The sequence below is a fragment of the Clostridium sp. YIM B02555 genome (assembly GCF_022320955.1).
Lineage (GTDB): Bacteria > Bacillota > Clostridia > Clostridiales > Clostridiaceae > Clostridium > Clostridium saccharoperbutylacetonicum.
Map to the genome: position 1 here is coordinate 57,314 of NZ_JAKJJY010000025.1, position 26,756 is coordinate 84,069.

Annotated in this window: 33 protein-coding genes, 1 tRNA gene, 2 pseudogenes and 1 riboswitch; of the genes and pseudogenes, 30 read left to right on the forward strand and 6 right to left on the reverse strand. The window is 29.0% G+C overall.

Annotated features, from left to right (window positions below):
- The first annotated feature begins 240 nt into the window (after window positions 1-240).
- The 7 genes and pseudogenes from L3B98_RS24530 (at window position 241) to L3B98_RS24560 (ending at window position 4,986) form a co-directional block, all read left to right on the forward strand.
- Window positions 241-1,032 carry a carbohydrate-binding protein gene (locus L3B98_RS24530; protein ID WP_238918594.1) on the forward strand — a complete coding sequence of 264 codons (792 nt, stop codon included), beginning with the start codon at window positions 241-243 and terminating at the stop codon, window positions 1,030-1,032.
- 436 nt (window positions 1,033-1,468) lie between these two features.
- Window positions 1,469-1,802, forward strand: a pseudogene (locus tag L3B98_RS24535) (GyrI-like domain-containing protein).
- 10 nt (window positions 1,803-1,812) lie between these two features.
- A complete protein-coding gene (locus L3B98_RS24540; RefSeq protein WP_238918595.1) occupies window positions 1,813-2,364 on the forward strand; it encodes a hypothetical protein in 552 nt (183 codons plus the stop codon).
- Window positions 2,365-2,737: 373 nt separating this feature from the next.
- Window positions 2,738-3,403, forward strand: coding sequence for an Ltp family lipoprotein (locus L3B98_RS24545; RefSeq protein WP_238918596.1), 666 nt, complete (start codon window positions 2,738-2,740; stop codon window positions 3,401-3,403).
- Window positions 3,404-3,595: 192 nt separating this feature from the next.
- Complete coding sequence (locus tag L3B98_RS24550; RefSeq protein WP_238918597.1) at window positions 3,596-3,982, forward strand: hypothetical protein; 387 nt, start codon at window positions 3,596-3,598, stop codon at window positions 3,980-3,982.
- A 124-nt stretch (window positions 3,983-4,106) separates the two neighbouring features.
- The gene (locus tag L3B98_RS24555; RefSeq protein WP_238918598.1) at window positions 4,107-4,571 is read left to right on the forward strand and encodes a hypothetical protein; all 465 of its coding nucleotides are present in this window, start codon (window positions 4,107-4,109) and stop codon (window positions 4,569-4,571) included.
- A gap of 103 nt (window positions 4,572-4,674) precedes the next feature.
- Window positions 4,675-4,986: a hypothetical protein gene (locus L3B98_RS24560; protein ID WP_015393776.1), complete on the forward strand. Its 312-nt coding sequence runs from the start codon at window positions 4,675-4,677 to the stop codon at window positions 4,984-4,986.
- Between the two features lie 139 nt (window positions 4,987-5,125).
- On the opposite strand, the gene L3B98_RS24565 is transcribed toward L3B98_RS24560, so the two are convergent.
- Window positions 5,126-5,494 (reverse strand): metalloregulator ArsR/SmtB family transcription factor, encoded by a 369-nt coding sequence (locus L3B98_RS24565; protein WP_015392374.1) that lies wholly within the window; start codon window positions 5,492-5,494, stop codon window positions 5,126-5,128.
- 293 nt (window positions 5,495-5,787) lie between these two features.
- On the opposite strand from L3B98_RS24565, the gene L3B98_RS24570 reads away from it, so the two are divergent.
- The 7 genes from L3B98_RS24570 to L3B98_RS24600 all read left to right on the forward strand — a co-directional run bounded on the left by L3B98_RS24570 (window position 5,788) and on the right by L3B98_RS24600 (window position 8,985).
- Complete coding sequence (locus tag L3B98_RS24570; RefSeq protein ID WP_238918599.1) at window positions 5,788-6,264, forward strand: cupin domain-containing protein; 477 nt, start codon at window positions 5,788-5,790, stop codon at window positions 6,262-6,264.
- Between the two features lie 77 nt (window positions 6,265-6,341).
- Complete coding sequence (locus tag L3B98_RS24575) at window positions 6,342-6,941, forward strand: hypothetical protein (RefSeq protein ID WP_238918600.1); 600 nt, start codon at window positions 6,342-6,344, stop codon at window positions 6,939-6,941.
- Window positions 6,942-7,194: 253 nt separating this feature from the next.
- Window positions 7,195-7,347: a hypothetical protein gene (locus L3B98_RS24580; protein WP_015393769.1), complete on the forward strand. Its 153-nt coding sequence runs from the start codon at window positions 7,195-7,197 to the stop codon at window positions 7,345-7,347.
- A gap of 177 nt (window positions 7,348-7,524) precedes the next feature.
- On the forward strand, window positions 7,525-7,692 hold the full coding sequence (locus L3B98_RS24585; RefSeq protein ID WP_207718186.1) for a hypothetical protein: 168 nt from the start codon (window positions 7,525-7,527) through the stop codon (window positions 7,690-7,692).
- A 141-nt stretch (window positions 7,693-7,833) separates the two neighbouring features.
- Window positions 7,834-8,121, forward strand: coding sequence for a hypothetical protein (locus L3B98_RS24590; RefSeq protein WP_238918601.1), 288 nt, complete (start codon window positions 7,834-7,836; stop codon window positions 8,119-8,121).
- Between the two features lie 87 nt (window positions 8,122-8,208).
- Entirely contained in the window at window positions 8,209-8,526 is a 318-nt protein-coding gene (locus tag L3B98_RS24595; RefSeq protein WP_238918602.1) for a hypothetical protein, read from the forward strand.
- 198 nt (window positions 8,527-8,724) lie between these two features.
- The gene (locus L3B98_RS24600) at window positions 8,725-8,985 is read left to right on the forward strand and encodes a hypothetical protein (RefSeq protein ID WP_238918603.1); all 261 of its coding nucleotides are present in this window, start codon (window positions 8,725-8,727) and stop codon (window positions 8,983-8,985) included.
- 193 nt (window positions 8,986-9,178) lie between these two features.
- Here the strand turns inward: L3B98_RS24600 and L3B98_RS24605 are convergent, their stop codons facing one another.
- Together L3B98_RS24605 and L3B98_RS24610 are read right to left on the reverse strand one after the other, a co-directional pair.
- The gene (locus L3B98_RS24605) at window positions 9,179-9,484 is read right to left on the reverse strand and encodes a TSUP family transporter (protein ID WP_238918604.1); all 306 of its coding nucleotides are present in this window, start codon (window positions 9,482-9,484) and stop codon (window positions 9,179-9,181) included.
- Window positions 9,485-9,499: 15 nt separating this feature from the next.
- Window positions 9,500-9,817: pseudogene (locus L3B98_RS24610) on the reverse strand (nucleotide pyrophosphohydrolase).
- A 235-nt stretch (window positions 9,818-10,052) separates the two neighbouring features.
- Here L3B98_RS24610 and pknB point away from each other — a divergent pair.
- A complete protein-coding gene (gene pknB / locus L3B98_RS24615; protein WP_238918605.1) occupies window positions 10,053-11,525 on the forward strand; it encodes a Stk1 family PASTA domain-containing Ser/Thr kinase in 1,473 nt (490 codons plus the stop codon).
- Window positions 11,526-11,692: 167 nt separating this feature from the next.
- On the opposite strand, the gene L3B98_RS24620 is transcribed toward pknB, so the two are convergent.
- Window positions 11,693-11,767, reverse strand: a tRNA-Glu gene (locus tag L3B98_RS24620).
- A gap of 149 nt (window positions 11,768-11,916) precedes the next feature.
- Window positions 11,917-13,380 (reverse strand): PLP-dependent aminotransferase family protein, encoded by a 1,464-nt coding sequence (locus L3B98_RS24625; protein ID WP_238918606.1) that lies wholly within the window; start codon window positions 13,378-13,380, stop codon window positions 11,917-11,919.
- Between the two features lie 175 nt (window positions 13,381-13,555).
- Here L3B98_RS24625 and L3B98_RS24630 point away from each other — a divergent pair, with 175 nt between their 5' ends.
- Window positions 13,556-13,927 (forward strand): pyridoxamine 5'-phosphate oxidase family protein, encoded by a 372-nt coding sequence (locus tag L3B98_RS24630; protein WP_238918607.1) that lies wholly within the window; start codon window positions 13,556-13,558, stop codon window positions 13,925-13,927.
- Window positions 13,928-14,330: 403 nt separating this feature from the next.
- On the opposite strand, the gene L3B98_RS24635 is transcribed toward L3B98_RS24630, so the two are convergent.
- Window positions 14,331-14,666: a hypothetical protein gene (locus tag L3B98_RS24635; protein ID WP_238918608.1), complete on the reverse strand. Its 336-nt coding sequence runs from the start codon at window positions 14,664-14,666 to the stop codon at window positions 14,331-14,333.
- 251 nt (window positions 14,667-14,917) lie between these two features.
- Here L3B98_RS24635 and L3B98_RS24640 point away from each other — a divergent pair, with 251 nt between their 5' ends.
- The 14 genes from L3B98_RS24640 (at window position 14,918) to cbiT (ending at window position 26,510) form a co-directional block, all read left to right on the forward strand.
- Window positions 14,918-16,312: an FAD-dependent oxidoreductase gene (locus L3B98_RS24640; protein ID WP_077364158.1), complete on the forward strand. Its 1,395-nt coding sequence runs from the start codon at window positions 14,918-14,920 to the stop codon at window positions 16,310-16,312.
- Window positions 16,313-16,743: 431 nt separating this feature from the next.
- Window positions 16,744-17,943 carry an Ig-like domain-containing protein gene (locus L3B98_RS24645; RefSeq protein ID WP_238918609.1) on the forward strand — a complete coding sequence of 400 codons (1,200 nt, stop codon included), beginning with the start codon at window positions 16,744-16,746 and terminating at the stop codon, window positions 17,941-17,943.
- Window positions 17,944-18,141: 198 nt separating this feature from the next.
- The gene (locus L3B98_RS24650; RefSeq protein WP_077364152.1) at window positions 18,142-18,330 is read left to right on the forward strand and encodes a cyclic-phosphate processing receiver domain-containing protein; all 189 of its coding nucleotides are present in this window, start codon (window positions 18,142-18,144) and stop codon (window positions 18,328-18,330) included.
- A gap of 111 nt (window positions 18,331-18,441) precedes the next feature.
- Window positions 18,442-18,585, forward strand: a complete 144-nt coding sequence (locus L3B98_RS24655) for a hypothetical protein (protein ID WP_238918610.1) — start codon at window positions 18,442-18,444, stop codon at window positions 18,583-18,585.
- Window positions 18,586-18,779: 194 nt separating this feature from the next.
- Entirely contained in the window at window positions 18,780-18,986 is a 207-nt protein-coding gene (locus L3B98_RS24660; protein WP_015393708.1) for a hypothetical protein, read from the forward strand.
- Between the two features lie 205 nt (window positions 18,987-19,191).
- On the forward strand, window positions 19,192-19,443 hold the full coding sequence (locus L3B98_RS24665; RefSeq protein WP_015393707.1) for a phage holin family protein: 252 nt from the start codon (window positions 19,192-19,194) through the stop codon (window positions 19,441-19,443).
- 73 nt (window positions 19,444-19,516) lie between these two features.
- Window positions 19,517-19,918, forward strand: a complete 402-nt coding sequence (locus L3B98_RS24670) for a YmaF family protein (RefSeq protein ID WP_077364150.1) — start codon at window positions 19,517-19,519, stop codon at window positions 19,916-19,918.
- A 113-nt stretch (window positions 19,919-20,031) separates the two neighbouring features.
- A riboswitch (cobalamin riboswitch) is annotated at window positions 20,032-20,248 on the forward strand.
- A 220-nt stretch (window positions 20,249-20,468) separates the two neighbouring features.
- Entirely contained in the window at window positions 20,469-21,290 is an 822-nt protein-coding gene (locus tag L3B98_RS24675; RefSeq protein WP_238918611.1) for a sirohydrochlorin cobaltochelatase, read from the forward strand.
- A 125-nt stretch (window positions 21,291-21,415) separates the two neighbouring features.
- Window positions 21,416-21,892 (forward strand): DUF3237 domain-containing protein, encoded by a 477-nt coding sequence (locus L3B98_RS24680; RefSeq protein WP_238918612.1) that lies wholly within the window; start codon window positions 21,416-21,418, stop codon window positions 21,890-21,892.
- A gap of 99 nt (window positions 21,893-21,991) precedes the next feature.
- Window positions 21,992-23,314 (forward strand): cobyrinate a,c-diamide synthase, encoded by a 1,323-nt coding sequence (locus L3B98_RS24685; protein ID WP_238918613.1) that lies wholly within the window; start codon window positions 21,992-21,994, stop codon window positions 23,312-23,314.
- A 37-nt stretch (window positions 23,315-23,351) separates the two neighbouring features.
- Window positions 23,352-23,978 carry a precorrin-8X methylmutase gene (locus L3B98_RS24690; RefSeq protein ID WP_015393702.1) on the forward strand — a complete coding sequence of 209 codons (627 nt, stop codon included), beginning with the start codon at window positions 23,352-23,354 and terminating at the stop codon, window positions 23,976-23,978.
- A 128-nt stretch (window positions 23,979-24,106) separates the two neighbouring features.
- Window positions 24,107-25,222 (forward strand): cobalt-precorrin-5B (C(1))-methyltransferase CbiD, encoded by a 1,116-nt coding sequence (cbiD, locus tag L3B98_RS24695; RefSeq protein WP_238918614.1) that lies wholly within the window; start codon window positions 24,107-24,109, stop codon window positions 25,220-25,222.
- Window positions 25,223-25,828 carry a precorrin-6y C5,15-methyltransferase (decarboxylating) subunit CbiE gene (gene cbiE, locus L3B98_RS24700; RefSeq protein ID WP_238918615.1) on the forward strand — a complete coding sequence of 202 codons (606 nt, stop codon included), beginning with the start codon at window positions 25,223-25,225 and terminating at the stop codon, window positions 25,826-25,828. It begins immediately after the preceding gene.
- A 109-nt stretch (window positions 25,829-25,937) separates the two neighbouring features.
- Entirely contained in the window at window positions 25,938-26,510 is a 573-nt protein-coding gene (cbiT, locus tag L3B98_RS24705) for a precorrin-6Y C5,15-methyltransferase (decarboxylating) subunit CbiT (protein WP_077364138.1), read from the forward strand.
- Window positions 26,511-26,756 lie beyond the last annotated feature (246 nt).

A 26,756-nucleotide genomic window follows, 5' to 3' on the forward strand; every position in this document is an offset into this window, starting at 1 on the left:
ATTTTTACATAAAATCAATATTATGTTTAATTGTATTAACAGCACAAAACATGCAATAAGTGTAATAAAAGAAATATTTATACATATAATTACTTTAGTGTATAAATATGTACAACTAAAGTAAAAAGTATTTAATTATTTAAATGTTGATGTAACATATTATTTAAATAGCTAGCTATTAATAATATATTACATTAAAACCTATAAATAATAAAAATTAATTCAAATGGAGGGATGATCATGAACACTAAAAGAAACATTTTATCAATTACTCTAAAATTGTGCATGGTTCTTATACTATCTTTTGGTATATTTGCACCAGGTACAAAAGTTTTTGCAGCTTCAAACGATTCAACTGTCGTATCATTACTCAATGCTAGTTATGAATCCCACTATGGAAAATCACCAGAGCAAAGTATTTGGGGACAAGTTTTAGTAAAGAATCTTGCCTACGCAAAGAATGTAACTATTCATTATTCTCATAATGGAATTGATTGGCTTGATACATCTGCCAGTTTTTACAAAAAATTATCTAATAATGATGAAGTATGGAATTTTAAATTATCTGAAGGCTTAGATGTTGGTAGAAAGTATATATTTGATATAAGGTATGAAGTTAATGGTCAAATATACTGGGATAATAACAATGGACAAAATTACAGTATAGAAGGAACAGAGTATAATTCGGGGGTTCAAATTTTTAACAATGGTCCTGTTGAATTATACACTGCTAATAGTATTTTTGATATAAATGGTAATCAGTCAATTTTGGGGACTATAAGTTTACAAAATCTAGCATATGATAAAAATGTAAATGTACTATATTCTGATGACAACGGAAAAACTTATAAAGAAGTAAGTGCTAAATATGGCAATAGCTATAATAATAACAGTGTAGAAAACTGGACATTCTCTATAGACGGATTACCAAGAAACTCAAAAATAGAATTCGCAATTAAATACACAGTAAACGGACAAACTTACTTATGTAATAATTGGGGTTCTAACTTTGTATATAATCCTATTAAGTAAACAAGGGTAAAAGTATTACAATTTGAAAATAATATTTATGTAAAGATGAACCTTTACGTAAATAAGTACCTCGAGATCAGGGAATATAAATTATAGTTTTAAGCTTGTTTCCCCTATAGACTATAGTAAATATAGAAATATACCTGTCACGGGTGCAATGATATGCTCCCCTTATGGTAGAGACATTAAATAATAAAATGTCTATCATAAGGAGGAGTGTTTTTTATGTTAAAAAGAATTTCTAATGAAGTATAATGGTCATAATAAACTTAAACTTCTTGAACTGGAGGAATACATGTTATGACTAAGATATGCAGTCATTAATTTGGCTGCTTATTTTTTTGTGTAAAATTTTAAAAAATAAGTTGAAATACATTTTAAATCATTATAGTATGAATTTAGGCATCGATGTACTCTATAAAAAAGAAGGCAAACTATTGATATTAATATTGAAATGATACCATCATATCGCGTGGCTTATATACGAAGAACAGGCCCTTACGGTTCAGATAATATTAGGTATAGCCCAAGACAATCCTCAATTCACAGAGCCTAAAGATTGTCGTTATGATACATGTTTAGTTGTTTCGGATGAATTTACGGTTAATAATAAGTATATTAATTTTGGAAGAATTATTGGTGGAAAATATTGCATATTTAAAATAAGTCATACAGCAGAGGCTATGCAAAAAGCATGGAATGAGATATTTTCTGAGTTATCAAAAAAGAACCACGAAATTGATAATGAAAATAATATAATTTATTTATAAGGTGGAGAATATGAAAAAAACAATACTAAAACTTATGGTCAGCATGATTCTAATAGCCTGTTTTATATCATTATTAGCTTGTGGTAAGATCAACTTAAAAATCGGTAGTAGTACAAACAGTAATCAAAATAACAAAGAGAGCTTAAATCCCAATATTGACACAAATAAATCAAGATTTGATTCAGTTGAAGAGCAATCTAAAATCTTAAAGGATATGGAAGCATTATCAAGTAAGTTAAATAAAGCCCCTGATTCTAATTCAATTAAAGCTATACTTAATGAGTATTTTCAATCAAATAAAGATACAACTAATTGCATTTATTTTGCAAAAGAAAATGGAGAATTTTACCTTATTCCCAACCAACAACTGCCTGAAGATTATGATGCAAGAAAAAGGGTATGGTATGAAAAAGCTATTGAAAATAAAGTATATACTTCAAAGTTTCAAGATGTAGCAAGTGGAAAGAATATAAGAGCTGTTTCTCAAGCTATATCAAAAGATGGTACAAATATAGGCGTGATTGGAATTGATAAATTTACTGGTCAATCAATTAATAAATAATTATTCTTCTGTGGAATAATTAAGGATAAGAGTTTTAGAATAAGACACAATATTCATAAGATATGCAGTCATTAATTTGGCTGCATTTTTTACAGTAATTCTAAAAACCGAGTATAAGATATTGGGAATAATATTAAAATTTATGAATAAGAAAGTAAGCACTGGAACACCTAGTGTTATGAATAAGTGTTTTGAACTGAAAGAACTTAGGAAGTTGTCTCTATGCAATAAAATAAATTTGACATACTGATATCAATTCTCTTAATGCTTAATTTTGTGCATTTTATACCTATAGGTGGATTGATTACGATATATTTGACAAATTTTCCATATAAGATACAATATTATTATAAAATTTAAGGGGGGAATAACAATGGCTACTATATTTATATTATTGTTTTTAGCATGTATTGTTTGTCTCATTTTAGGAATCATAAAACCTACTTTGGTTATAAAATGGGGAGATTTAGAAAAAAGAAATAGGAAGAGCGTATTAAAATATTATGGAATAGGATTAATATTTACATTTATTTTAATCGCAGTTTTTTCGCCTAAAACTACAAATACAGTAGATAAATCTACAACAGCAAAAGTAGAGAATACAGTAAAAGAAGAACCAAAAGAGAAGACAGAAGAAGAAAAGGCTGCAGAAGTTGCTAAACAAAAAGCAGATGAAAAAGCAAAAGCAGATGCAGACGCTAAAATAGCAGCAGAAAAAGCTGCAAAGGATGTACCTAAGGAATATCAATCAGCATTAAAAAAAGCAGATTTATACGCTAACAAAATGAATTTATCTAAAAAAAGTTTATATGAGCAATTAACATCAGATTACGGAGAAAAATTTCCTAAAGAAGCGGCTCAATATGCTGTAGATAATGTAAAAGCAGATTGGAAAAAGAATGCGTTAGCTAAAGCTAAATCATATCAAAATCAAATGAATATGTCTAAGAGTGCTATACATGACCAACTAGTAGCAGATGCTGGAGAAAAATTTACTGAAGAAGAAGCACAATACGCTATAAATAATTTAGAAAAGTAAGAATGTAATTAAGGGCATGGGAGAAATTCTGTGCCTTTGTTTTTTTGTATAAAAATAGATTTGTTTGCATTAATTTGACAATTGTCATAAAGTATGAAGTATTAATAAAATTCATTTTTGAAGGCTGAATAATGCAATATTTTAAAGTATGATATAATAAACAGATAAATTAGAATTTACGGAGGCGGCAAAATGAATATTAAAAAAATTGTAATTCCAGTTGTTGGAGTTAGTGCATTGTTAACTAGCATATTATTAAAGAAAAAATTGGGATCGGATGCAACCAATGTCGTTTCAGAAGCATTAACAGAGCCTGAAGAAGTCTTTGGAGGTATCCCGTTGTCAAAGCTTAATGAATTAGCTAAAGAAGTTTATCATGGATTAAGTTGTACTATTGATCAGTACGGATATCTAATTTTTCATTCGAAATCGAATAGAGGTCATCAAACGTTTCATACACAAATGACATTAGATAAGGCTGGAAAATTAATAAATCTTGGTGGACATTATCCTGGACAATGGTGGTCGACGGCTGACAAATTTGCAAAAAAGGCTAATGAATTATTTACATTCAAGTAATGAATCAAAATAAACTATTAAAAATATATAGAAGAATAGTACAGAATATTCTTAAAAGGTGTAAAAATAGAAATTTGTAGGGAGAAAAACAAAAGTTTATGTATTTAATGTTAGGGTGGGGTTTATGTGGATTCATGATAAAATAAAAAAAGATTTGGAAGATATTTATCCTGGAAGTATCAAGAAATTGAATAATATAAAAAGTATCCCATACGAGAAAGCGATTCTACTGACTGCGTATTTATGGGAAAGCTGTTTTGTTACAACTAATGATATTTGGGTGATTTCATGCCGAGGATTATTATGGCAGATTCCGAATGATTGGATAGAAATCAATGTTGAAGAAATATTACAACATGTAAAAATTGATTGGTCAGATGATTTTGAATATTCGAATATGTGTGCCATGTTTGTACATATGCCAACTATATTAAAAATACTTATTGATATTGGGAAAAAGAAAGCGACTACATCTGCAGTATTAGAATTTGTTAATGATTTTGAAGAATATTTACCTAATTGGGATAGGTATATTTATCAAAAAACAATGGAGTTATTTGAAAGTGAGAAAGATTTATTAATATATTAGCATATAGCAAATTCAAATTTGTCAATAACTATATCTGTTATTATTTGATTCGCAACAGTAAATTATTACGAATGTAAATTTATTTTTAGATGGGGTATTTGTTATGGATATAATATTTGGTAATTTCAAAAATTGGATTAATAGTAAAAAAGAATTATGGAAAGAACAGGGTTTGATTATGGATGAAATTATTGAATCTACTCATGCTCACCAAATCCATATTAATTTACATTCAAATGATGGTTTTGGACATATCGGGTTGTTTGAGAGTAACAATATTTATTGGGTAGAATTTGAGGCGACCGCAAGAGAATTCGAGGACTTTTATAGGTATTTTGAATTTGAAAGATTACCATGTTTTGATAATGTTGAACAAGAATATATAAGGTTTATAACACTCAGGGAAGATAAATAACATATTAGTTTATTCTCAATATTCATAAAAGATAAAATGAAGAGCAGTAGGAACAATCCACTACTGCTTTTTTATTTACATAAAAATAGAGGCAGTTATACAGGAAATGGTCATAAAGCCACCTCTAAATAATAAATTATTAATCTTCAATAAGATGGATTAATCCCTGATTAAACACTTGTTTGACATGATCATTAGATAAAGAATAATATACTATTGTACCTTCTTTTCGATATTTAACTAATTTAGCTTGTCTTAGTGTTTTTAATTGATGAGATACTGAAGAACGATTCATATTTATTAGTGAAGAAATATCACATACACACATTTCAGATTTTGAAAGTACATGCAGTATTTTTATCCTTGTTGTATCACCAAATATATTAAACAAATCGGCTAAATCAGATAATATATTTTCTTCAAGCATATCTTTTCTTACTTCATCAACTATTTCATGGTGGATTGCTATGCAATTACAGTTATCTATTTTTTCAACTTCATTAAACATAATAAAAAAACTCCTTTAATTTAATTAGTTGTATATGTGTGCACATATACAACTGTTATATAACAATATATGCATAATGAAAAAAAACGACAATAAATTATTATAGAGATAGTATATGGCATCATTGAGGTGAGCGATACTATCTATATTATTATATTTAGGAGACAATATGTAGATATGACGAAGTAAATTATAGAAATGTTCTTTGAAAATTGAATAGTGCGATTTTTACAAAATATGCTATAATTAATATAGAATGGTAAATTATCATGTAACATAGAGGAGGTCATCGAATGGATAATCGTGAAATTCAAATTACCAACAAAAACTTAATTGAACCAAAGCATAAAAATGAGCATGAACCTTATGAATATTATAAGTATGAAGTAACAAAACGAAACAAAAATAGTCAATGTTACGTTGCTATATATGAAATTCCACCTCAGAAAGCAAATTACCCATATCACTACCATCTTAAAAATGAGGAAATTTTTTATATCATTAGCGGTAGTGGTATTTTAGAAACACCTGATGGCAATAAAAGAATTTCAGCAGGAGATATTATAGTTTGCCCTCCATTAGAAAATGGAGCCCATAGAATAATTAATTCTTCACATGATGAAATGCTCATATATTTAGATTGTGACACAGTTAATTATCCAGATATAGCATATTACCCTAAGTCTGATAAAGTAGGAATAATTTTAAATGGAGAGTTAAGTACATTTTATAGAAAGAATATCGATGTAGATTATTATGAAGGTGAATAAATATTTATATTCTTTAAATAAAGATAAATTTAGCACACAATATTAAAATATTGTGTATCAATAAGGAGGGGATAGCTTTGAGTACCATTGGAATTATGGTAAGTATATTTTTGTTAGTAGTCACAGTTCTTATTGTGGAATTCAGAAAGAAAAAGTTCACAATAAAGAAGGTATTTGAAATTATAATTATCATCTTACTTTTAATTAGTTGCATTTATAAGTATTTCCAAAGGTCAAGTAGTTTTATGTTTACAAAAACAACAACTCTTAGCCAAGAGAACATAGATGGTGTTCAAATGTATGAAAATATCGATAGCGAGGAATTTGTGCAAAAGTATGGGACAAAGATTGAAAGAATTGACAATGCTCTATTTGACTACTATAAACTAAGTGATGGTTTAGAAATTGCGACAAATAAACAGAGACAGATTATTAGAGTTATTATTAATAGTGGAACCAACAGTGATATTAAGACAAGCAAAGGTATTGGTTTAGGGAGTTCAGTTGACGATGTAATTAATGCTTATGGCACTAACTATTACAAGAGAACTGAGGAACAAATGCCTTCTTCGCCAGTAATTGGATACGTAGATCATGAAAGAAAGGTAACAATTGAATTTTGGAATGTAGAAAATAAAGTAGTAGAAATAAGATATGATATTACTTCTATGGAATAATATCATACATAAATATGAGCTCTTTAAGTATGAACCGAGAATGCCCAACCACTAGTATTATCATTTGGTATTTTAGAAAAAAAGAACAAAAGACAGTAAATCGTTAATTAATTCGCTGTCTTTTGGCAACCTGCCAAGCTATAAAAGATTAGCAATTGTAGTATTAGTAAATTGCCAATATTTATACTATGGATTATTTTAGCTTTATATAATATAATATTCCACAATAACATTAAGGTGGTGATTTTATTTTATGAAGAATGTGACTATAGATACAATCAAAGATACAATAAGAGATCTTCCGGAAGGTGAACAAGAAGTAATATTATACTTAGCTGAAATATTTAAAGGTGAAGAAGATAAAATATTAGAATATTGTATAAGCGAATTTATTAACGTTAACTAAATAATCATATAAATGCAGTCATTAATTTGGCTGCATTTTTTGGTGCAAAAAAGAGATAGTAATGGGCGTGTTATGGCATGAGTTAAGTAGTATCTCTAAAAAAATTGTAAATAGAGTTTTAGTATATTTGAATTATTGACACTATAAAAAATAAATTAAGTGAAGTGGGTGTATACTTTGGAAAAATTAGGTATTGAATTTGCTGAAGTGAAATCTGATTTTAAAGGAGTGGTTGAATGGGAAAATATAAATTTAATTAATCTGGTTGGAATATATCTACAAAAAACTATTACGAATTTTATAATGAAAATAGTTGATGCTATAAGTAAATTTATTCTTAACTAAAATCTATTTAGAAAGAATATATAAAAAATAATTAATTTAATTTATAATTCGTGGACATTATAAATTAAATTGTAGTAAATTTACAATTTATGTTATAATTAATTCGTGATTTTTTACGACGAACTAAAAGGAGAATTTATTTTGCAGGAAGTTTTAGAAGAACTAGAAATAATTCTAATATCATTACATAAAATGGGCTCTTATTATGGTGAAAAATTTCATACATATGGTGAAGAAATGTATCGTGGAGAATACGAGAAAGAGACAACACGTTTTATAGATGAATGGCGTGTTTGTGAGAAATTAGCAAAGGTAAGAAGTATTTTAAGTGATAGATTCGACCGTACATTAGGTGAAGATTATATGGACGATCTAGAAAGAGAAATGAATGAGATTAGGTATTGGAGTAAACCAGGAGATATGCTATAAAACAAAAATTAATAATTATAATTCGCAATATTCTTTAGAGACTTTATATTAAATTATGATGTAAAAAGTGCCTATTAGGAGGAGTGTATGTTAAATAACGATTATGATATTTGGATAGAAGCAGAACAGTGGGAAGATGTATTGGATGTACACAATGACAATACAGATGTAATAGTAGAATTTAAAAATGGTGCAAGATGGGGCGCTTCATTCTTTACATACAGCAATATAAGCAGACTTGTAGAAAAAAACAGAGTCACAGGAGAATGCTTGAGCGGAAAGTATTATTGGTCAAGTGATATGGTTCTTATAGATGAGATTAGTAGGAAGAGAATAGAGGAAGTTATAAATTACTTAATCTGTGAAGGAAAATTTGAAGTCATTTTTTGTAAAATTTCTGAATAAAAAGTTCACAGTTTTCTTAAATCATAAATTAATAGATATAGTTACAATAGTGTTTGTCCGTTATTTAATATAAATATCTAAATTGAAGAATGATCTATGCACCTGTTTATGGTGATGGTGATCCGCACATTGAAGAAATCTTACCTTACATGATTAACTGGAATCCGTTAAAAAAGCAATCTATGATTCATCATGAAGATGTCAACCAAGCACTATTACTTGCTGCTAGCACATCTGGTATTGGTGGCCGCATTATATAACGTTGCAGATGATAATCCTATTGCTATAGGCGAATTATATAAATTGTATGAAGCACCAGAGCAAACACCTACTGAAGATGGATGGCTTATGTCTAACCTATGGGAATTAACTGCGGATCCAGCTCGCATTAAAGAGGAACCAAATTTTAAGCAAAAATATCCTTCTATTTATGCTGCTAGGGATATGGGAGCTTTGTAATTGTAATTTACAAAAATGATATTTTGAAAATTACATAAATAATGATAAATTCTAAACAAAAAACAGTCATATGAGAGCTTTAAATTCATGACTTTGTAGGAAGTCATGAATCTAGTTGAAACTTTATATATGGCTGTTTTTTATATAAATTTTTGAAACAAAGTCATAAACTTTATACAAAATTACAAATAAACTAGAAAAACAATTTTATCCCTGCTAAAGCGGTCATTACAACGCTTAATTTTCTAAAAAACTTTTCATTAAGCTTTTTAATTGTTACTATTCCTAAAACAGCGCCTAACGTGATTGCAGGTATCATAGAAAAAGCAACAACACTAGTTTTTAATGAGATATTATGCCAGATTAGAATTTGTAGAGGGACTTTTATTAAGTTAATTATAAGAAAAAAACATGAATTTGTGCCTAAAAAGTCATTTTTCTTAAAGCCCATAGCTAACAAATACATTGTAAATACAGGCCCGGCAGTATTACCAATCATAGATGTAAACCCACCCTATAATTCAGTGTATTTTTTACTATTACCTCTTGCTTTTTCAATAGGATACTTTAGTTCATTTTTATCCATTTTAATATTTATAATTTCTTCTAAGTCAACATTTAAAGCATCAGCCATATGAATACAATAAACTATAACATCTGCAAGTTCTTCTAAAACATGCTATTTATTATAGTTCTCTTCATCCCATAAAAATTCTTCTAAGAGCTCCCCTGCTTCAATTGATATTGCTTTTGATAAATTAGCAGGCGTATGAAACTGATTCCAATCTCTATCATTCCTAAACTTTATTAGTCTATTTATTGTGTCTTTCATTATTATCACTCTTTCTATGTATCACCAGTTCTTATATTTATATCACAAATTTACATTTGTTAAATTTAGAGTAATCAACACAAAATGAAATTTCTTAAATTAAGCGTTATATTTGCCACATATCAAAAATATATTATTTAGAAACTTATCAATATAAAAATTACTTTTTACATAGTATATGTATTTATATATGTTATAATACCTGTATTGCTGTTTTTTAATAGGAGGACATATTATGATAGGGACATTACTTTTAAACAGATATAAAATATTAGAAAAAATTGGTGAAGGTGGCATGGGAATTGTTTATAAAGCAAAATGCACCTTATTAAATAGATTTGTGGCAATCAAAATATTAAAAGCTGAATTAAGTGAAAATGAAGATTTCATTGCACGATTTAGAAGAGAAGCTAATTCAGCTGCAAGTTTGTCACACCAAAACATAGTAAATGTTTATGATGTTGGCTCAGAAGGAAAAATTAATTTTATAGTTATGGAATATATTAATGGAAAAACATTAAAGAAATTAATAAAAGAAAATAACAAACTTTCTTATTCAGCCGCTTTAGATATCTCATTACAGATTTCAAAAGCGCTGTTATACGCACATAAAAATAATATAATTCATAGAGATATAAAACCGGATAACATCTTAATAAATGAAGAGAATGTAATTAAGTTAACTGACTTTGGAATTGCTAAAGTATCTGATTCTAAAACCTTAACCAATTCCAATAATATTATGGGTTCAGTGCATTATTTTTCACCAGAGCAAGCCCAAGGAAAGTTAGTTGATTTTAGAACTGATATTTATGCTTTAGGCATTGTGATGTATGAGATGTTCACAGGAAAAATACCTTTTATAGGTGATAATTCAATTTCAGTGGCAATTATGCATATTAAAGAACTTGTTACTCCGCCTAAGGAAATAGATTGTGAAATACCAGATAATATAAACTCAGTGATTTTAAAAGCTTTAGAAAAAGAACCTTCTAAAAGATTTAAAAGTACCACTGAATTTTCTGAAATAATAAATTTAATCAAGGAAAATCCTGAATTAGAAGTAAACTTTGAAATTTGTCATGATACTAAAACTGTTATTATGGATTCGTCAACTTTAACCTTCTCTGATACAAAAATTAATCCTACTGTGATAATGAAACAAGATGAAATTCAACAAACAGAATTAATTACAAAAACATTAGATATTAATAAAAAAAATAAAAGCAAAAATAGTAAAATTATTATAGTTTTTGGTTTTATTATTTTAGCAATTACTTCTTACGTTTTAGGAAGCTTTCTATATAAAGAGACTTCTCAAGATGTTAAAAACGAATCATCAGTAACAGATACTGATACTCCGAGTTCTTCCACCGCAAGTACAGTTGAAAACATACCAAAGGAAGATTCATATAAGCTTGTACCTTCACTTATTGGAAAAACTCAAGACATTGCTAATAGTATTATAAACAATAATGGCTTTACACTGGGCAACGTTACAATGCAATACAGCGATACTGTCCCTAAAGGTACAATTATTAGCCAATCACCTCCGCCAAATACTTCTTCTGAAAAAAATGAAAAAATAGATTTGATTATAAGTCAAGGACAAAAAATTACACAAATATCTCCTCAGTCAAAAGGAAACAATAATGGTAATGGAAACGGTAAAGACAGGGATGAAAAAAACAAACATAAAAATAAATGATCTAAGGTATATACTCTTAGATCATTTTTAATTTAAGCTAGAAAAAAATTATGCAATAGGATTTAAAGAACAAATTAAAAATGTGAATTTATTAATAAAGAACTCAGTCGGGAAAATAATAAAAAACACCAACAATTTAGTTTCCTAAATGCTGATGTTTACTAAAATGGTGACCCATACGGGAATCGAACCCATGATTTCACCGTGAGAGGGTGACGTCTTGACCGCTTGACCAATGGGCCGTACAACATAAATTAGTTTACACCTATTTTACTAATATGTCAATAATTTTTATATTTTTAATTTATCTTAAAATATTTTTGTCAAATTTTGATATTATATAGTTAGAGAGATTTTATATTATCTGATTTATTTGAAGCCTTTAAACATACTAATACATATTATCGAACCAAGCTTTCTTTAGAAGTTTTATTCCCTCAACAATATCTTGTTCTAGCATTGAGCCAAAACCAAGGAGAACCATATTATCTTTATATTTATGTTTTTGCATCCAAAATAATGAGACTGGATAGACTCGAACAGAGCAATTTTTAGCTGTTTCTATCAGAGCTTTCTCTGTTAATCCATTATTAACTTCTAGTAGAATATGTAAACCAGCATTCTGAGCATGAATGGTGACATTTTGGTTAAGAAACTCTTTAATAGCATTTATTAATATATTATACTTTCTCTTATTTATTAGATATATTTTACGTAAATGTCTTTCATAATGCCCTAGCTTTATAAATTGTTGAATTATTTTCTGTTCAAGTAATGGGACTGGGGATTGGTACATTTTAAAATTTTGATGATACTTCTCTAATAAATTATTTGGCAAGACCATATAATTAATGCGTAAGCTTGGCGATAATGCTTTTGAAAAGGTTCCTATATATATAACTGTTCCATTAGAATCAATGCTTTGAATTGATGGAATAGGCTTTGAATTATATTTAAATTCGCTATCATAATCGTCTTCTATTATAATTCCTTGATTTCTTATTGACCAATCCAGCAATTTTAATCTTTTGGCAATTGGTATAACAACGCCAGTAGGAAATTGATGTGATGGTGTTACATACACAATTCTTGATTTACTATTTTCTAATTCATTAATATCAATTCCATCTGCTTCTAAATTTATAGGGTTTACTTTATATCCATTATTAATGAAGATATCTTTTGCTCCAGTATAACCTGGATCTTCTAATGCAATTTGGTTAAAATCTTCCCTCAATAATTGGCATAACAGACTTAAACAATAGCCCATGCCAGAAGAAATAATTATCTGTTCTGATTTACAAGTTACTCCTCTGGATCTTTTTAAATAGTTCATAATTTCTATTTGCAATTCATTTTCTCCTGTACGGGAACCATATGATATCATATCTTCAGCATTTAAAGTAGATAAGCATTTATTTGATATTCTTTTCCATATACGTAAAGGAAAATCAGAAGCACTTAATTTGCCATATTCAAAATTATATTGATAATAGTCATCTGAGCTATTATCAAAGGAATTATAAATGTCATTAGAGATGTTACTGTTTTTTTGTGTATTAGGTTCTATTTTCTGAGATGACATATTTTTATTTTTTAGATTAGATATAAAAGAATTATCTAATTTTAGAGAAAAAAATCCGCTGCCAGCTTTACTTTCAATATAACCTTCAGATGAAAGCTGCATAAATGCACTTTCTACTGTGTTTCTGCTAACATTCAATTGGATTGACAACTTTCGCGTTGAAGGGAGTTTACTACCAGCTATAATTTCACCGGAAATTATCTGGTCTTTTAATTGATTATAAATTTGTAAGTACAATGGAGTTTTTGAATCAATATCTAATACAATCATCTATATAAATCTCCTTATAACTGTATCCTATAAAATAATAAAAACTGGAACTTTTAATCATTACAGTTAGATTGTATAATCAAGATTGTAAAAAGTCAATTAATTGTGTAGCTGCGTAATTTAATTAGTTAAAGCAGTTAAACGATAAATTAAAAAGAATTTAGGAGGAATATAAATGATAAATGAAAAATTACTTGAGGTAATGTCAAATGAAGGTGTGGTGTCTATAGTATCTTGGAATAATGAAGAAGCGCATGTAGTTAATACATGGAATTCATATCTTACGGTAGTAGGAAGTGATAGATTTTTAATACCAGCGGCAGGAATGAGAAGAACACAAAAAAATGTTGAGATAAACGACAAAGTTAAAATTACTTTAGGAAGTAAAGAAGTTATGGGGCATAGAAATATGGGAACAGGATTTTTAATTGAAGGAACTGCAAAATTTGTTGAAGCAGGAACAGAATTTGAAATGATGAAAGATAAATTTCCTTTTTTAAGCAGAGTATTAGAAATAACAGTTATATCAGCAAAACAAACATTATAAATAAAAAATAAGAAGGAGTCTTTGCAGTCAAATTTAATCAACAAATCATAATTTTCAAAATATTTAAAAAATGCACTTGTTTTTTAAGAAAAATCTGTTAAACTATTATTTAGTTAGTAATTTAAATAGAGGTGTATATTACTATTTGATATACTCATCGCTCCTCTAGTATGACTAATAATCATACGAAATTACGACTCCTTTTTAATATTTTGTGGGATATCCATTGGAATTTAACTGGTAGCAGCTAAATTTTAATGGGTATTGTTTTTGTTTGAATTTATTGATATGGATTTTGTGGAAAGAAACTAGAATATAATTAGTAATACTTACTTTGGAAGATAGAGGAGATAAGTATTATTAAAGAGCTGCTTATAAAATTAAAAATCCCTAAAAGGGATTTTTAATTTTCAAGCCAATCTAGAACTGCTGGATTAGCACATGCTGAGGTTTTAGCATCTATCTTTGTAACAAAAATTATATCACCTTTGTTTGCTACAGAACTAACTTCTTGGAAGATCTCATTAGCTGACAAGGTGGTTTTTACAAAGAAACCTTCTGGCATGAATTGAGCCCATCCACCTAGAGATTTTATTTTTCCTACTATATTAGCGGCTCCATGTACATTTTCGTGTTCGTGTTCATGTTCATGTGAGTGGTCTTCACCGCAACCACAATTTTCATCATGAACATGACCGTGAGTATCGCTTATAAAATATGTAATCATATATACTGACATATTAATCAATCCTTTCTAAATTTATATTAGTACAATTAGATTATACATTAATGATGAGAAAAGTAAATAAAATAGTAGAAAAGAATAGGTAAAATGAGAGTTTGAATAATATATTGAATGGGTATACAATATATATTGAAGAGCTTTTATATCTTTTAAATTTAGCATATATACATATATAAGAAAGGTCTTAAAATTATAATATTATAATCGAAGTTTATTTTGAGCTAAAATTGGAGGGAACGAGTAAGATGAATTATGATGTAATAATAGTAGGAGCAGGTCCAGCAGGAATTTTTACTGCATTTGAATTAAATAAGTTAAAACCAGAAGCTAAAATTCTTTTAATTGAAGAAGGCAAAAGAATTGAAAATAGAAAGTGTCCTAAAGAAAAAACTAAAGAATGTGTTTCATGTAAGCCAAATTGTCATATAACATCAGGTTTTTCAGGAGCAGGTGCTTTTTCAGATGGAAAATTGTCACTTAGTCATGAAGTTGGTGGAGATTTACCAAACATAGTTGGAAATGACTTAGCTCAAGAATACATAGAGTATACAGATTCAATTTATTTAAGCTTTGGCGCTGATACTAAAGTTGAAGGTTTAGGTAATAATGAAGCTATTAAGGAGATAAGAAGAAAAGCAATACAAGCAGGCTTAAAGCTAGTGGATTGCCCAATCAGACATTTAGGAACTGAAAAGGCTCAAGAAATATACCTTAAAATACAAAATCATTTATTAGAACATGGAATTGAAATTAAATTTGATACAAAGGTTAAAAATTTATTGGTTGAGGACAGCAAAATAGCAGGAGTTTTAATTGCTGATTCTTCTAAACTAGAAAATGAAGAAGAGATTTATGCAGAGAAAGTTGTTGTAGCTACTGGTAGAAAAGGTGCAGATTGGCTTAAGGATATGTGTATAAAACATAACATAGACCATTCTGCAGGACCAGTAGATATTGGCGTTAGGGTAGAGCTTAGAAATGAAGTAATGGAAAGTGTGAATAATGTTCTTTATGAATCTAAGCTTATTGGATATCCTGCGCCATTTAAGAATAAGGTAAGAACTTTCTGTCAAAATCCAGGAGGATTTGTTAGTCAAGAAAATTATGATAATAATTTAGCTATAGTAAATGGTCACTCTTATAAAAATAAGAAATCAGAAAATACGAATTTAGCTATATTAAGCTCACACAGCTTTTCAAAACCTTTTAATCAACCAATTGAGTATGGTAAAAAGGTAGCTGAACTTGTTAATATGCTTGGAAATGGCAAGATATTAGTTCAAAGATATGGTGATATTTTGGATGGTAAAAGGACTTGGGAAAAAGAACTTTATCAATCAAATCTAAGGCATACTCTTGTAGATGCTGAAGCAGGAGATTTAACTTCAGCAATTCCATATAGAACAATGACAAACATATTGAATTTCATACAAGCTATGGATGTAGTCGTTCCAGGTTTTGCAAGTCCTGAAACTCTACTATATGGGCCTGAAATTAAATTTTATAGTAATAGAATAGTTTTAGATAAGAGTTTTGAAACAAATATAAAAGGCTTACATTGTCTTGGTGACTCAAGTGGCTGGACAAGAGGATTAATGATGGCTTCAGCAATGGGCGTTATGATGGGAAGAATGCTTTAAATGCTTTGAAATAACTACGGTTGAAGGTGAAAAGCGTGTATATAAAAATGTGTTTATGATGGCATACATCAACAGCACTTTCTTTAATTTTTATAAATTAAGGGGTGCTGTTTTTTTGTTGTTAAAAGATATTTTAAACGAGTTTGTTTATGAATTGAAATTAAAGATATTAATGCGTCATTGTCAGATATGATATAAACTTAAAATAAGTGTAAATAACATTAAAGACTTAAATAAAAGGTTTTTTTTTGTTATCCATTTTAAGTAAGATGGTATAAATATTGATAATGAAACATGTAAAAATTTACTGAATTTCTTAGATATAAAGGAATTTGTATTACGATTATAGTTGGATTTAACTGGTATTAGAACTAAAATAAATATAAGGAATGCGCATTCATTTATTATTGAAAATAAGGGAGAAATGATAAATGAGAAATTACTTTAAAAAGTTTAGTATTATGTTTATGATGGCTTTAGCTATTATTGGAATTGGAATGATATATGGTGGAAATGGTGCTAATGCAGCTACAGTTGGACAACAGTTAACATCACCAGAAGATGGATGGAAAAGAATTGACGAAGTGGATAAAAATATTATATACAACGGTACTTATGATAATTCACCTCAAACAGGCAATTCTTGGGGAAATTATGTTAGAATATTAAAACTTAATGGTGGTATTAAATTCAAATTTTATGGAACCCAATTTAGACTTATTGGTATTAATGATCCTAATCAACAGTCATCTAATATACAAGTAAAGATAGATGGAAATCCAGTCGACGCTTTTTCTCAAAGAAAGAGTCCTTGGCAAGGTTACATACTTAGTTATGAAAGTGCTGAATTATCAAATTCTGTACATGAAGTTACAATGACTGATTTGGATTCAACTCATTCTATAAGTAATTTTGTTGTAGATGCAATAGACATTAAAGGAAACTTATTACCATATAATGAATCAATATCACTTGATAAATCAACAATGAATCTAACAGAAGGAGATTCAGGACAATTAATAGCAACAACAACACCAGCAGCAGTAGGAGTAACATGGACTTCAAGTGATCCTTCAATAGCAACAATAGAAGTAGATCCTACTAATGGTAAGCTTATAAAAGTAAATGCGATTAAAGAAGGAACTTGCACAATAACGGCAACTACAACAGATGGCAACAATTTAAGTGCATCATGTACTATAAATATAACTAAAAAAACTGAACCAATACCAACACCAGATCCTCAACCAACAGACACAGAGTATATAACTAATATTGCTCATGCAAAAGGTACCAATACTAATAACCCTGGTGGAGAGGTTACAATTATATTTCATGGAACAGCTGATACTATATTGAGTATAGTAAAAACAGCAGATGTAAAAGACGTATGGGTAGGAGATAATTTCACATATACTCTTGTAATAACTAATACTGGGACAAAGACAGCTAAAGCAGTAGTTGTAAATGATCCAGCACCAAACCATATTGACTTTAATGTTAGTGGAGTAACAACTACTCAAGGAACAGTTGATTCAAGCTCAACAACTAAAAATATTATAGTTAACGTTGGAGATATACTACCTGGAGAAACAGTAACAATTAAAATACCTTCAACTGTAATAGCATAAAATAATTGTTTGAAAAGATAATTAAATATAAAGTTTATAAAAGATACTTGCAGAAATGTAGGTATCTTTTTATGTTGCTACATACTAGGAGAAATGGATGAAACAATCCGATAAAATAGGAGTAGTTATTATTTGAAATATATCACTCCAATTTTTATATAGAATAATTATAAATTAATGTTTGGGAGATAAGAGATTATGAAGCAAAAGATAAACTTATATGTTGATGATTTACGAGACTGTCCAAATGAATTTCAAATAGCAAGAACAGTAGAGCAAGCAAAATACTATCTTGAAAATTTTAATATTGGAATATTATCTCTTGACCATGATTTAGGAGTTGATGAAGAAGGAGATTATTTCTTTTTTAGAACCAGAACTTCATGATGATTGTGGATATGAATATTATAAAAGGCATTAGAATATGATGAACATAGTATAGATGCAAGAGTTGGAATTTGTATAATTTTTTATGAATATCCAGCACCAAAATATAATGTGATTACAGAAGAAGAATATTTAGAACACTTACAAATTTTAATAAATAAATTTGATGAAATTACAGATGAAAATAAGAAATCTAATATAATTCAACTTATGAAAAATTTAGTTGAGTACAGATTAAAAATAATCAGTAAATAAGCATATCAAAGAACTTAGTAAAAGTATATAAGCTTTACTAGGCTTTTTAATATAATTATATAATGTAAAAAATGACAGAAATACTAAAAATATAGCTTGTTTTGCAAGAAAAATATGATATAATTATGAAAAGAGAATATATTTTGATATATTTCGACAATTACTGTATTTTATAATGTTGGGAGTGATTTGAGATGCCAAATGAATACTTAACTCAAATAATATTAGCGATTCGAGAAACTAAATATGATATAATAATGGTGTTTAAAAACAGATTAACCAATGAGGAAAGCAAGTTTATAAGTGATGTTGCTATGGAATACAGTAAAACAGTGTTATTTGCGTCAATGCAAACAATGCTATTTAACAATAATAAAAACGTACTTATTATGAAAGATTAAATTTAATAAGATATTCAAAACAGCTTTATTTTTTATAAGCTGTTTTTTTTGTTGTTAACTCTTGAAGTTAACGGAATATGATTTCATGTATACAATAATATTTTAAAGGTTATTTTTAAAAACAAATAAAATTGGAAACAAAACTCAACATAAAGCATATAACATAATAAGTAAGATAAATTATATAAGGGGAGGTGGAAATAATATGGATATTGCACAATATATTGCTCAAAATGCTTTAATTTTGATTCCTGTTTTATATATTATTGGAATGATTATAAAGAATACAGAGCAAATAAATGATAAATATATACCTGTTATATTATTAATAATAGGAATTTTAGGAGCTATTGGAATAATGGGGGTTAATGCTAATTCGGTGATACAAGGTGTATTAGTAACAGGTGTTACAGTTTATACAAATCAACTAATAAAACAAACTAGTAAAAAAGAATGAAATTAAATTTTAGTCACATATAATGATTAAATCCCATAAAATGTAGTAGCCAATTAACAAAGGAGGAGTTTCAATGGGAAACAATTATAATAATTGCGGCTGCTATCGTAAAGAAAATAAGCATGAAGAAAAATCTTATAAAGTAAAATGTCATAACCATGAGTTTGAAGCAAGTACAGATTTTGAGAGAGATGATGAAGGTAGAATACACAATCATCGTATCGCTGGAGTGACAGGCCCTGCAATAAAATATGGTAAAACTCATGTGCATAAGGTAAATGAGTTGACAGATACTTTTGATGACCATTTTCATGGAATTTGTGAAACTACAGGACCAGCAATTTATCTTCCTAGTGGTAAACACTTTCATGTAATATCTGGAAGTACAACTGTTAATGATGGTCATAAACATGATTTTTATTTTATAACTCAAGTTGAAGATGTTACAAACGTGCCAGAAGACGATAAATGTTAAGTGATTAATATAGGGATAGCTCGATTTTAATAGATAGAAAATTTAGGGGATACAGATAATATTTCTGTATCCTTTATATTTTTTATTGAATAAAGTACTGTTCTAATATATAATTTAAGCAATGATTTTTAGGTTCATATATAATTATTATATGATTAAAAGGGAAAGTGGTTAAAATCCACTACAGCCCCCGCTACTGTGATGGAAGACTAATCTCTAGAGCATATTGAAGTTTAGATATGCAAAAATCCACTGGGAGTTTTCTTGGGAAGGAAGAGAATGTAGGATGAGGCCAAAGTCAGGAGACCTGCCTAAAGGTTTATGTAATGCTACTTCGGAGGGAAGGAACATAACAAAGGATAGAATGTGTTTGTGAAATTATATATTCTTAATTTGTTACATTTTTCCTCTTTATCGGTGATAAGGAGGATTTTTTTATTTGGATATAAGGTCTAATTAAGATTTTTAATCTCTCATCAAGAAATCCTGAAGGGGTTTCTTGACTAATAACAATTGATAATTAGAACATATGTATTAAAAGGAGGATATTATGAAAAAAGCAATTCTAGTAGTTAGTTTTGGAACAAGTCATTTAGATGCACTTAAAAATTCAATTGAGAAAGTTGAAAATAAGATTAAAGGTGAATTTAAGGAATACGAAGTTTTTAGAGCTTTTACAGCGCATTTCATTATAAAAAAATTAAAAAATAGAGATGGGTTAAATATTTTAACGCCTGAAGAGGCTTTGGAAAATTTAAAAACTAAAGGGTTTGAAGAAGTAATCATTCAACCACTGCACTTAATTCCAGGGGAAGAATTTGATTATATAAAAGGGATTTCAGCAAGATGGGAGAACGAATTTAAATCATTAAAACTTGGAAGGCCAATATTCTATTATCAAGGAATGAATGGACTACCTGAAGATTATTCTTTGTTTATAAATAGTATAAAGGAAGTAATTGAAGGAGAAGAAAGTGTAATTTTATTTGGTCATGGTACTGAGCATCCTGCTAATGCTGTTTATGGTATGCTTCAAACTGTGTTGATCGATGAAGGCTATGAAAATGTATTTGTAGCAACTATAGAGGGATATCCAACTATACATAATGTATTGAAAAAGCTAAAAAAGAAAGATATAAAAAAAGCAACGCTTATTCCTCTATTACTAGTTGCAGGAGATCATGTTAAGAATGATATGGCTTCTGATGAAGATGATTCCTTAAAGAGTATACTTGAAAGTGAAGGGATAGAAGTAAAATTACATATGCATGGTCTTGGTGAATTAGACAAGTTTGCTGAATTATATATTAGCAGAATTTATGATTTAATTGAAGATAGATACTTAAATGCAGGAAGAACAAAAAAGCTATAAATTATGTATGCTGCAAAAATAAATATTTAAGATATAAAGACTTCCAAAGGAAATCAATCTTCATTGATATTTTAACATTGACAATTGAAATAAATATATATGAAAGAAATGGAGTGCTGATTATAATGAATAATGCTAATATAAAGGAAATGGAAGGCAAAGAAGTATTTAGCATATCAATAGTAGTAGATAAGCCAATTCTAGTGGGGCAAGATGATATTGTTGGAAGACGTCAGTTAATACCAATATTATCTGGTGAAGTAAAAGGTGAGGGATTTAATGGAGAAGTTCTACCTGGTGGCATCGATAGCCAAATTATTAGACCAGATGGAAAGTGTGAACTTTCAGCAAGATATGCAATTAAATTAGAAGATGGTGCAGCAATTTATATTGAGAACAATGGAATGCGTACAGTTCCAACTGAATATATTGAAGATGTTAAAGCAGGAAAGTTTGTTGACCCTAGTGTGTACTATTTTCGTACAATCCCAACCTTTGAGACATATGATAAAAAATATAAATGGATGATGGATAATATCTTTGTATGCTATGCTACTAGGCTACCAGAAAATGTTTTATTGAAATTTTATAAAGTTTTGTAATTTTAACTTAAGCTTATATAAGTTCTATAGATATCCGAAGCAAGAATTAGACATATGCGGAACGTACCGAAACTAAACGCGCTTAGAAAGGAAAATATTATGAAATCCATAATCATATCATCGAATTGTAGTGGTGGAGGAAAAACAACCTTCACTCTTGGATTAATGAAGGTACTTAAAAATAGGGAATTAGAAGTTCAAGGCTACAAGGTAGGACCAGATTATATAGATCCAGCCTTTCATAAAGAAGTAACCAAGAAGGCGTCGAGAAATTTAGATGCCTTTTTAACGGGTAAGGATGGCGTGGTTAAAAGCTATCTTAAAGGAAATGGTGACGTTGGAATTATTGAAGGCGTAATGGGGTTATATGATGGAATTGGAGCAGGTGAAGAAGCATCAACCTATGAAGTTTCGAAGCTTTTAGGGAACATGCCAATTATATTAGTGCTGTCACCTAAGGGGCAAAGTGCTAGTATATGCGCTGAAATCAAGGGCTTTAAAGATTATAGAAATGCTAATATTGTTGGAGTAGTATTAAATTCAGTAAGCGAAAAGTATTATAATTTATTGAAATATTCAATAGAGAAAAATTGCAAGGTTAAGGTTTTTGGATATTTACCTAAAACTTCAGAAATAATGTTAAGCAGCAGGCATTTGGGGCTTGTTCAAAGCATGGAGGTTCTTAACCTAGAGGAAAAATTGACTATATGTGAAAAGTTAATAGAAGAATATGTGGATGTTGATAGTATCATTAATGAAATGAAAGAGTTTATTCCAAAGCTTGAGCATAAAGAGGACTCCTTTGCTGATTTTAAAAGAAAACAATCTAAGTCATTAAAAATTGGAGTTGCATCAGATAAAGCTTTTAGTTTTTACTATAAAGATAACTTAGAATATCTAGAGGTCTTAGGTGAAGTGATTTATTTTAGTCCCATAAAGGATAAGGCACTACCTGAAGGGCTAGATTTCTTATATATTGGTGGGGGATATCCTGAAGTTTTTAAAGAAGAATTAGCAGCCAATAATACAATGAAGTCAAGCATTAAGGAAGCACTGGAGAATGGCTTGAAATGTTATGCAGAATGTGGTGGACTTATGTATTTAACTGATTCTATAGATGGAATGGAAATGGTTGGCTTTTTTAAAGGTGAAAGTTTTATGACAAATAAGCTTCAGAATTTTGGTTATTGTAAAGTAAGAATTATAGAAAATTGCTTTGGAAAAGAATTAGAAATAAATGCACATGAATTTCATAAATCACGGGTTGATTTAATGGAAGATCAAGTATATGAAATAGAAAAGACTCAATATAATGGTGAAATAGTAAAATGGCAATGTGGTTATTTTAAGAAAAATACTCTTGCTGGGTATGCTCATATTAATTTTTTAGGTAATGAAGAGTTTATATTGAGACAAATTTAGGTTAAGAGTATAATTTGAAAGGATGGTTTAAAGTTAAATGGATTATTTAAAAAATCCTATGGGAATTGAAGAAAAAAGTTTTGAAATTATAGGTAAAGAAATGGGAGCACATTCTTTTACAGAGGAAGAGCTTCTTATAATAAAGAGAACAATACATACTACTGCTGATTTTGAGTATAAGGAATTAGTGGAAATAAGTGAAACTGCCATTGAAACTGCAAAAAAGATTTTTGCTAAAGGTGCTAAAATTTATACAGACACAAATATGGCTTTAAATGGAATTAATAAAATGGCCTTAGCTAAAACAAATAGTAAAGTTATTTGCTATGTAAATGAAGAGATTGTCCATAAAGAAGCAAAAGAAAAAAACATAACTAGAAGTATGGCAGCAGTTGAAAAAGCTTGTAGTGATGATGTAGATATTTTTGTATTTGGAAATGCGCCTACGGCACTTTTCAGGCTTAAAGAATTAATAAAAGAAGGAAAAGCTAATCCAAAGCTTATCATAGCAGTACCAGTTGGTTTCGTAGGTGCTGCTGAAAGTAAGGAAAATATGGATGAGCTAAATATTCCTTATATAAGAGTAAGAGGAAGAAAAGGTGGAAGCACAGTTGCAGCAGCAATAATCAATGCTCTTATGTATATGGTAGTTGAAAGAGAATAAGGCACTATTAAATAAATAACAAGTCCTCTTGCTAATATAAGTTCCTTATTGCAGCAGAACTGCTCTTTTCTAAGGTGCCTATTTTTGAGCTGTTATTTATTTTGATGAGCCTAACTAGAGGTGAATTGATGTTTGAAATGTATATTGAAGCTAATGGGCAGAAATTAAGATGCGGATATACAACGGGAGCATGTAGTGCAGGTGCAGCAAAAGCAGCAACTATGATACTCTTTAATAAGTGTGACGGAATTATAGAAATAGAAATTGCATCTCCAAAAGGAATTAATATAGAAATGCCTATAGAAGCAATTGAGAAAATTGATGATTATATAGAATGCACTATTTTAAAAGATGGTGGAGACGATCCAGATGCTACTCATGGAATAGAAATAAAGGCTAGAGTGAAAAGAATAAAGGAGTCTATTGGAGTAAGTGAGCAGGAAAGAGTTGTTCTTAAAGGTGGAATTGGAGTAGGAGTTGTTACAAAGGATGGGTTATTTGTACCTAAAGGTGAGCCGGCCATTAATCCAGTTCCAAGGAAAATGATAATAGATGAAGTGATGAAGGTCTTACCAGAAGGAGAAAAAGTTGAAGTGACAATCTTAGTACCACAGGGGGCCGAGATTGCAAAGAAAACTTTCAATAAAAGGCTTGGTATTGAAGGTGGAATTTCAATACTAGGGACTACAGGAATTGTTCATCCTATGTCAGAAGAATCACTTATGGCATCAATCAAATTAGAAATTAATCAAAAAGCTATAAATAATGAAAAATTAGTATTAACTTTTGGAAATTTAGGCGATAATTATTGTAAGGGACTTGGTTATAAAGAAGAAGAAATTGTGATTTGCTCAAATTTTATAGGATATGCATTGGAAGCATGTGTTTCATCGAAAGTGAAAGCTGTTATCATAGCTGGACATATAGGAAAAATGAGCAAAGTTGCTTATGGATGTTTTAATACTCATAGTAAAGTTAATGGTGTAAGACTTGAAGTCATTGCGCTAGAACTTGCTCTTCTTGGTTATGATATTTCTTTGGTACAAAGTGTTTTAAAGGAGAAAACTTGTGAAGGCGCAGTAAAGATGCTTGGAAGTGGGTACGATAAACTTTATGAGAATATAGGTGAAAAAATCATTGAAAAAAGTTCAGAACACGTTTATGGAGAGTTAAAAGTTGATGCACTTATGTATTATGGTGCAGTAAAACCTATATTACTTTGGAAGTCTGGAGGTGTAAGGTAAGTGATTTATATAGTTGGCTTAGGTCCAGGACATAAAGACTATATTATGCCTAAAGCAATAGAAACACTAAAAAAGTCTAATATTATTTTGGGTTTTAAGAGAGCAATTGATTCTTTAGATTTTATAAATAACAAAAAAATATACATAAATAAATTAAGCGATGTAGATAAATTAATTGGTGAAAATAAAAACATTGATATTTCCATAGTAGCATCTGGTGATCCGACTTTCTATGGTATAGCAAACTATATGAAAAATAGAATAACTTCAGAAATTCAAGTAATACCAGGATTAAGTTCCTTTCAGTACTTAACCTGTAAATTAAATATGTCTTGGAACAATGCTTACTTAGGCAGTCTTCATGGAAGAAAGGAAGATTTTTTAGATATAATACTTAAAAATAAATTAAGTATTTGGCTTACAGATAAGGATAATAATCCAGCAGTCCTGTGTAAATTATTACATGAAGCTGAAATTGATTGTAAAGTTATTGTTGGCGAAAATTTATCTTACACTGATGAAATAATAACAGTAGGAAAACCTAAAGAATTTTTAAATAAAATATTTAGACCGTTAAGTATTTTAATCATTGATTACGAAAATTGATTATTAATATTTAATCAGCAGCTGTTAAGTTTTAGAATTAATAAATGAGTATTAAAAATGAAATTCTGATCATTGAAAATTGATCATTATCCAAAGAGGAGGTAAATTGGTGGTTTTTATAAAAGATGAGGAATTTATTAGGGGAAAATGTCCGATGACTAAAGAAGATGTCAGGATACTATCTGTTATAAAAATGAATATTGAAGAAGACTCTACAGTTTTAGATATAGGAAGTGGGACAGGGACAATTACAGTTCAAGCAGCTAAGCTTGCAAAAAGGGGTAAAGTACTTTCTGTAGAAAGAGATATGGATGCTTATAATATAACACGAGCTAATGTTGATAAATTTGAATGTGAAAATATCAAAACTATAAATAAAGAAGCTGGAGCAGTATTAGATGTTTTGATTTTTCAAGGTTTAAAGTTTGATTCTGTATTTATTGGAGGTAGTGGTGGAGATTTAGAGAAAATATTACTTAAAGTAAATACAGTAATTAAGAAAAATGGAACAATTGTCATGAATTTCATTACTTTAGACAATGCATATAGAGCTTTGGAAGTGATTAAAAATTTAAATTACAAATATGAAGTTTCTTTAGTTAACATAAGTAAAAATCGTGAAAATACTTTAATGATGATAGCAAATAATCCAATATACATTATTCAATGCATAAGAAAATAATTAATTATAATATTGGTAACTATATATTGCAGTTTACAGTTTATGTCCTTTATAGGTATCTGTGAGTAATTGTGGTTTTAGGTCAAAAAGAAGGTTCGAGGAACGAAATGTGCACCGATAAAAGAAGCAGCTATGCACATGTGAAAAGAGTGGCACTGCTACAATACGGAACTTTCCTGCAACCAAGAACTAATTCACTTTTTGATTCTCACATCAAGATTTCAAAATGGAATCAATCTTCACTTA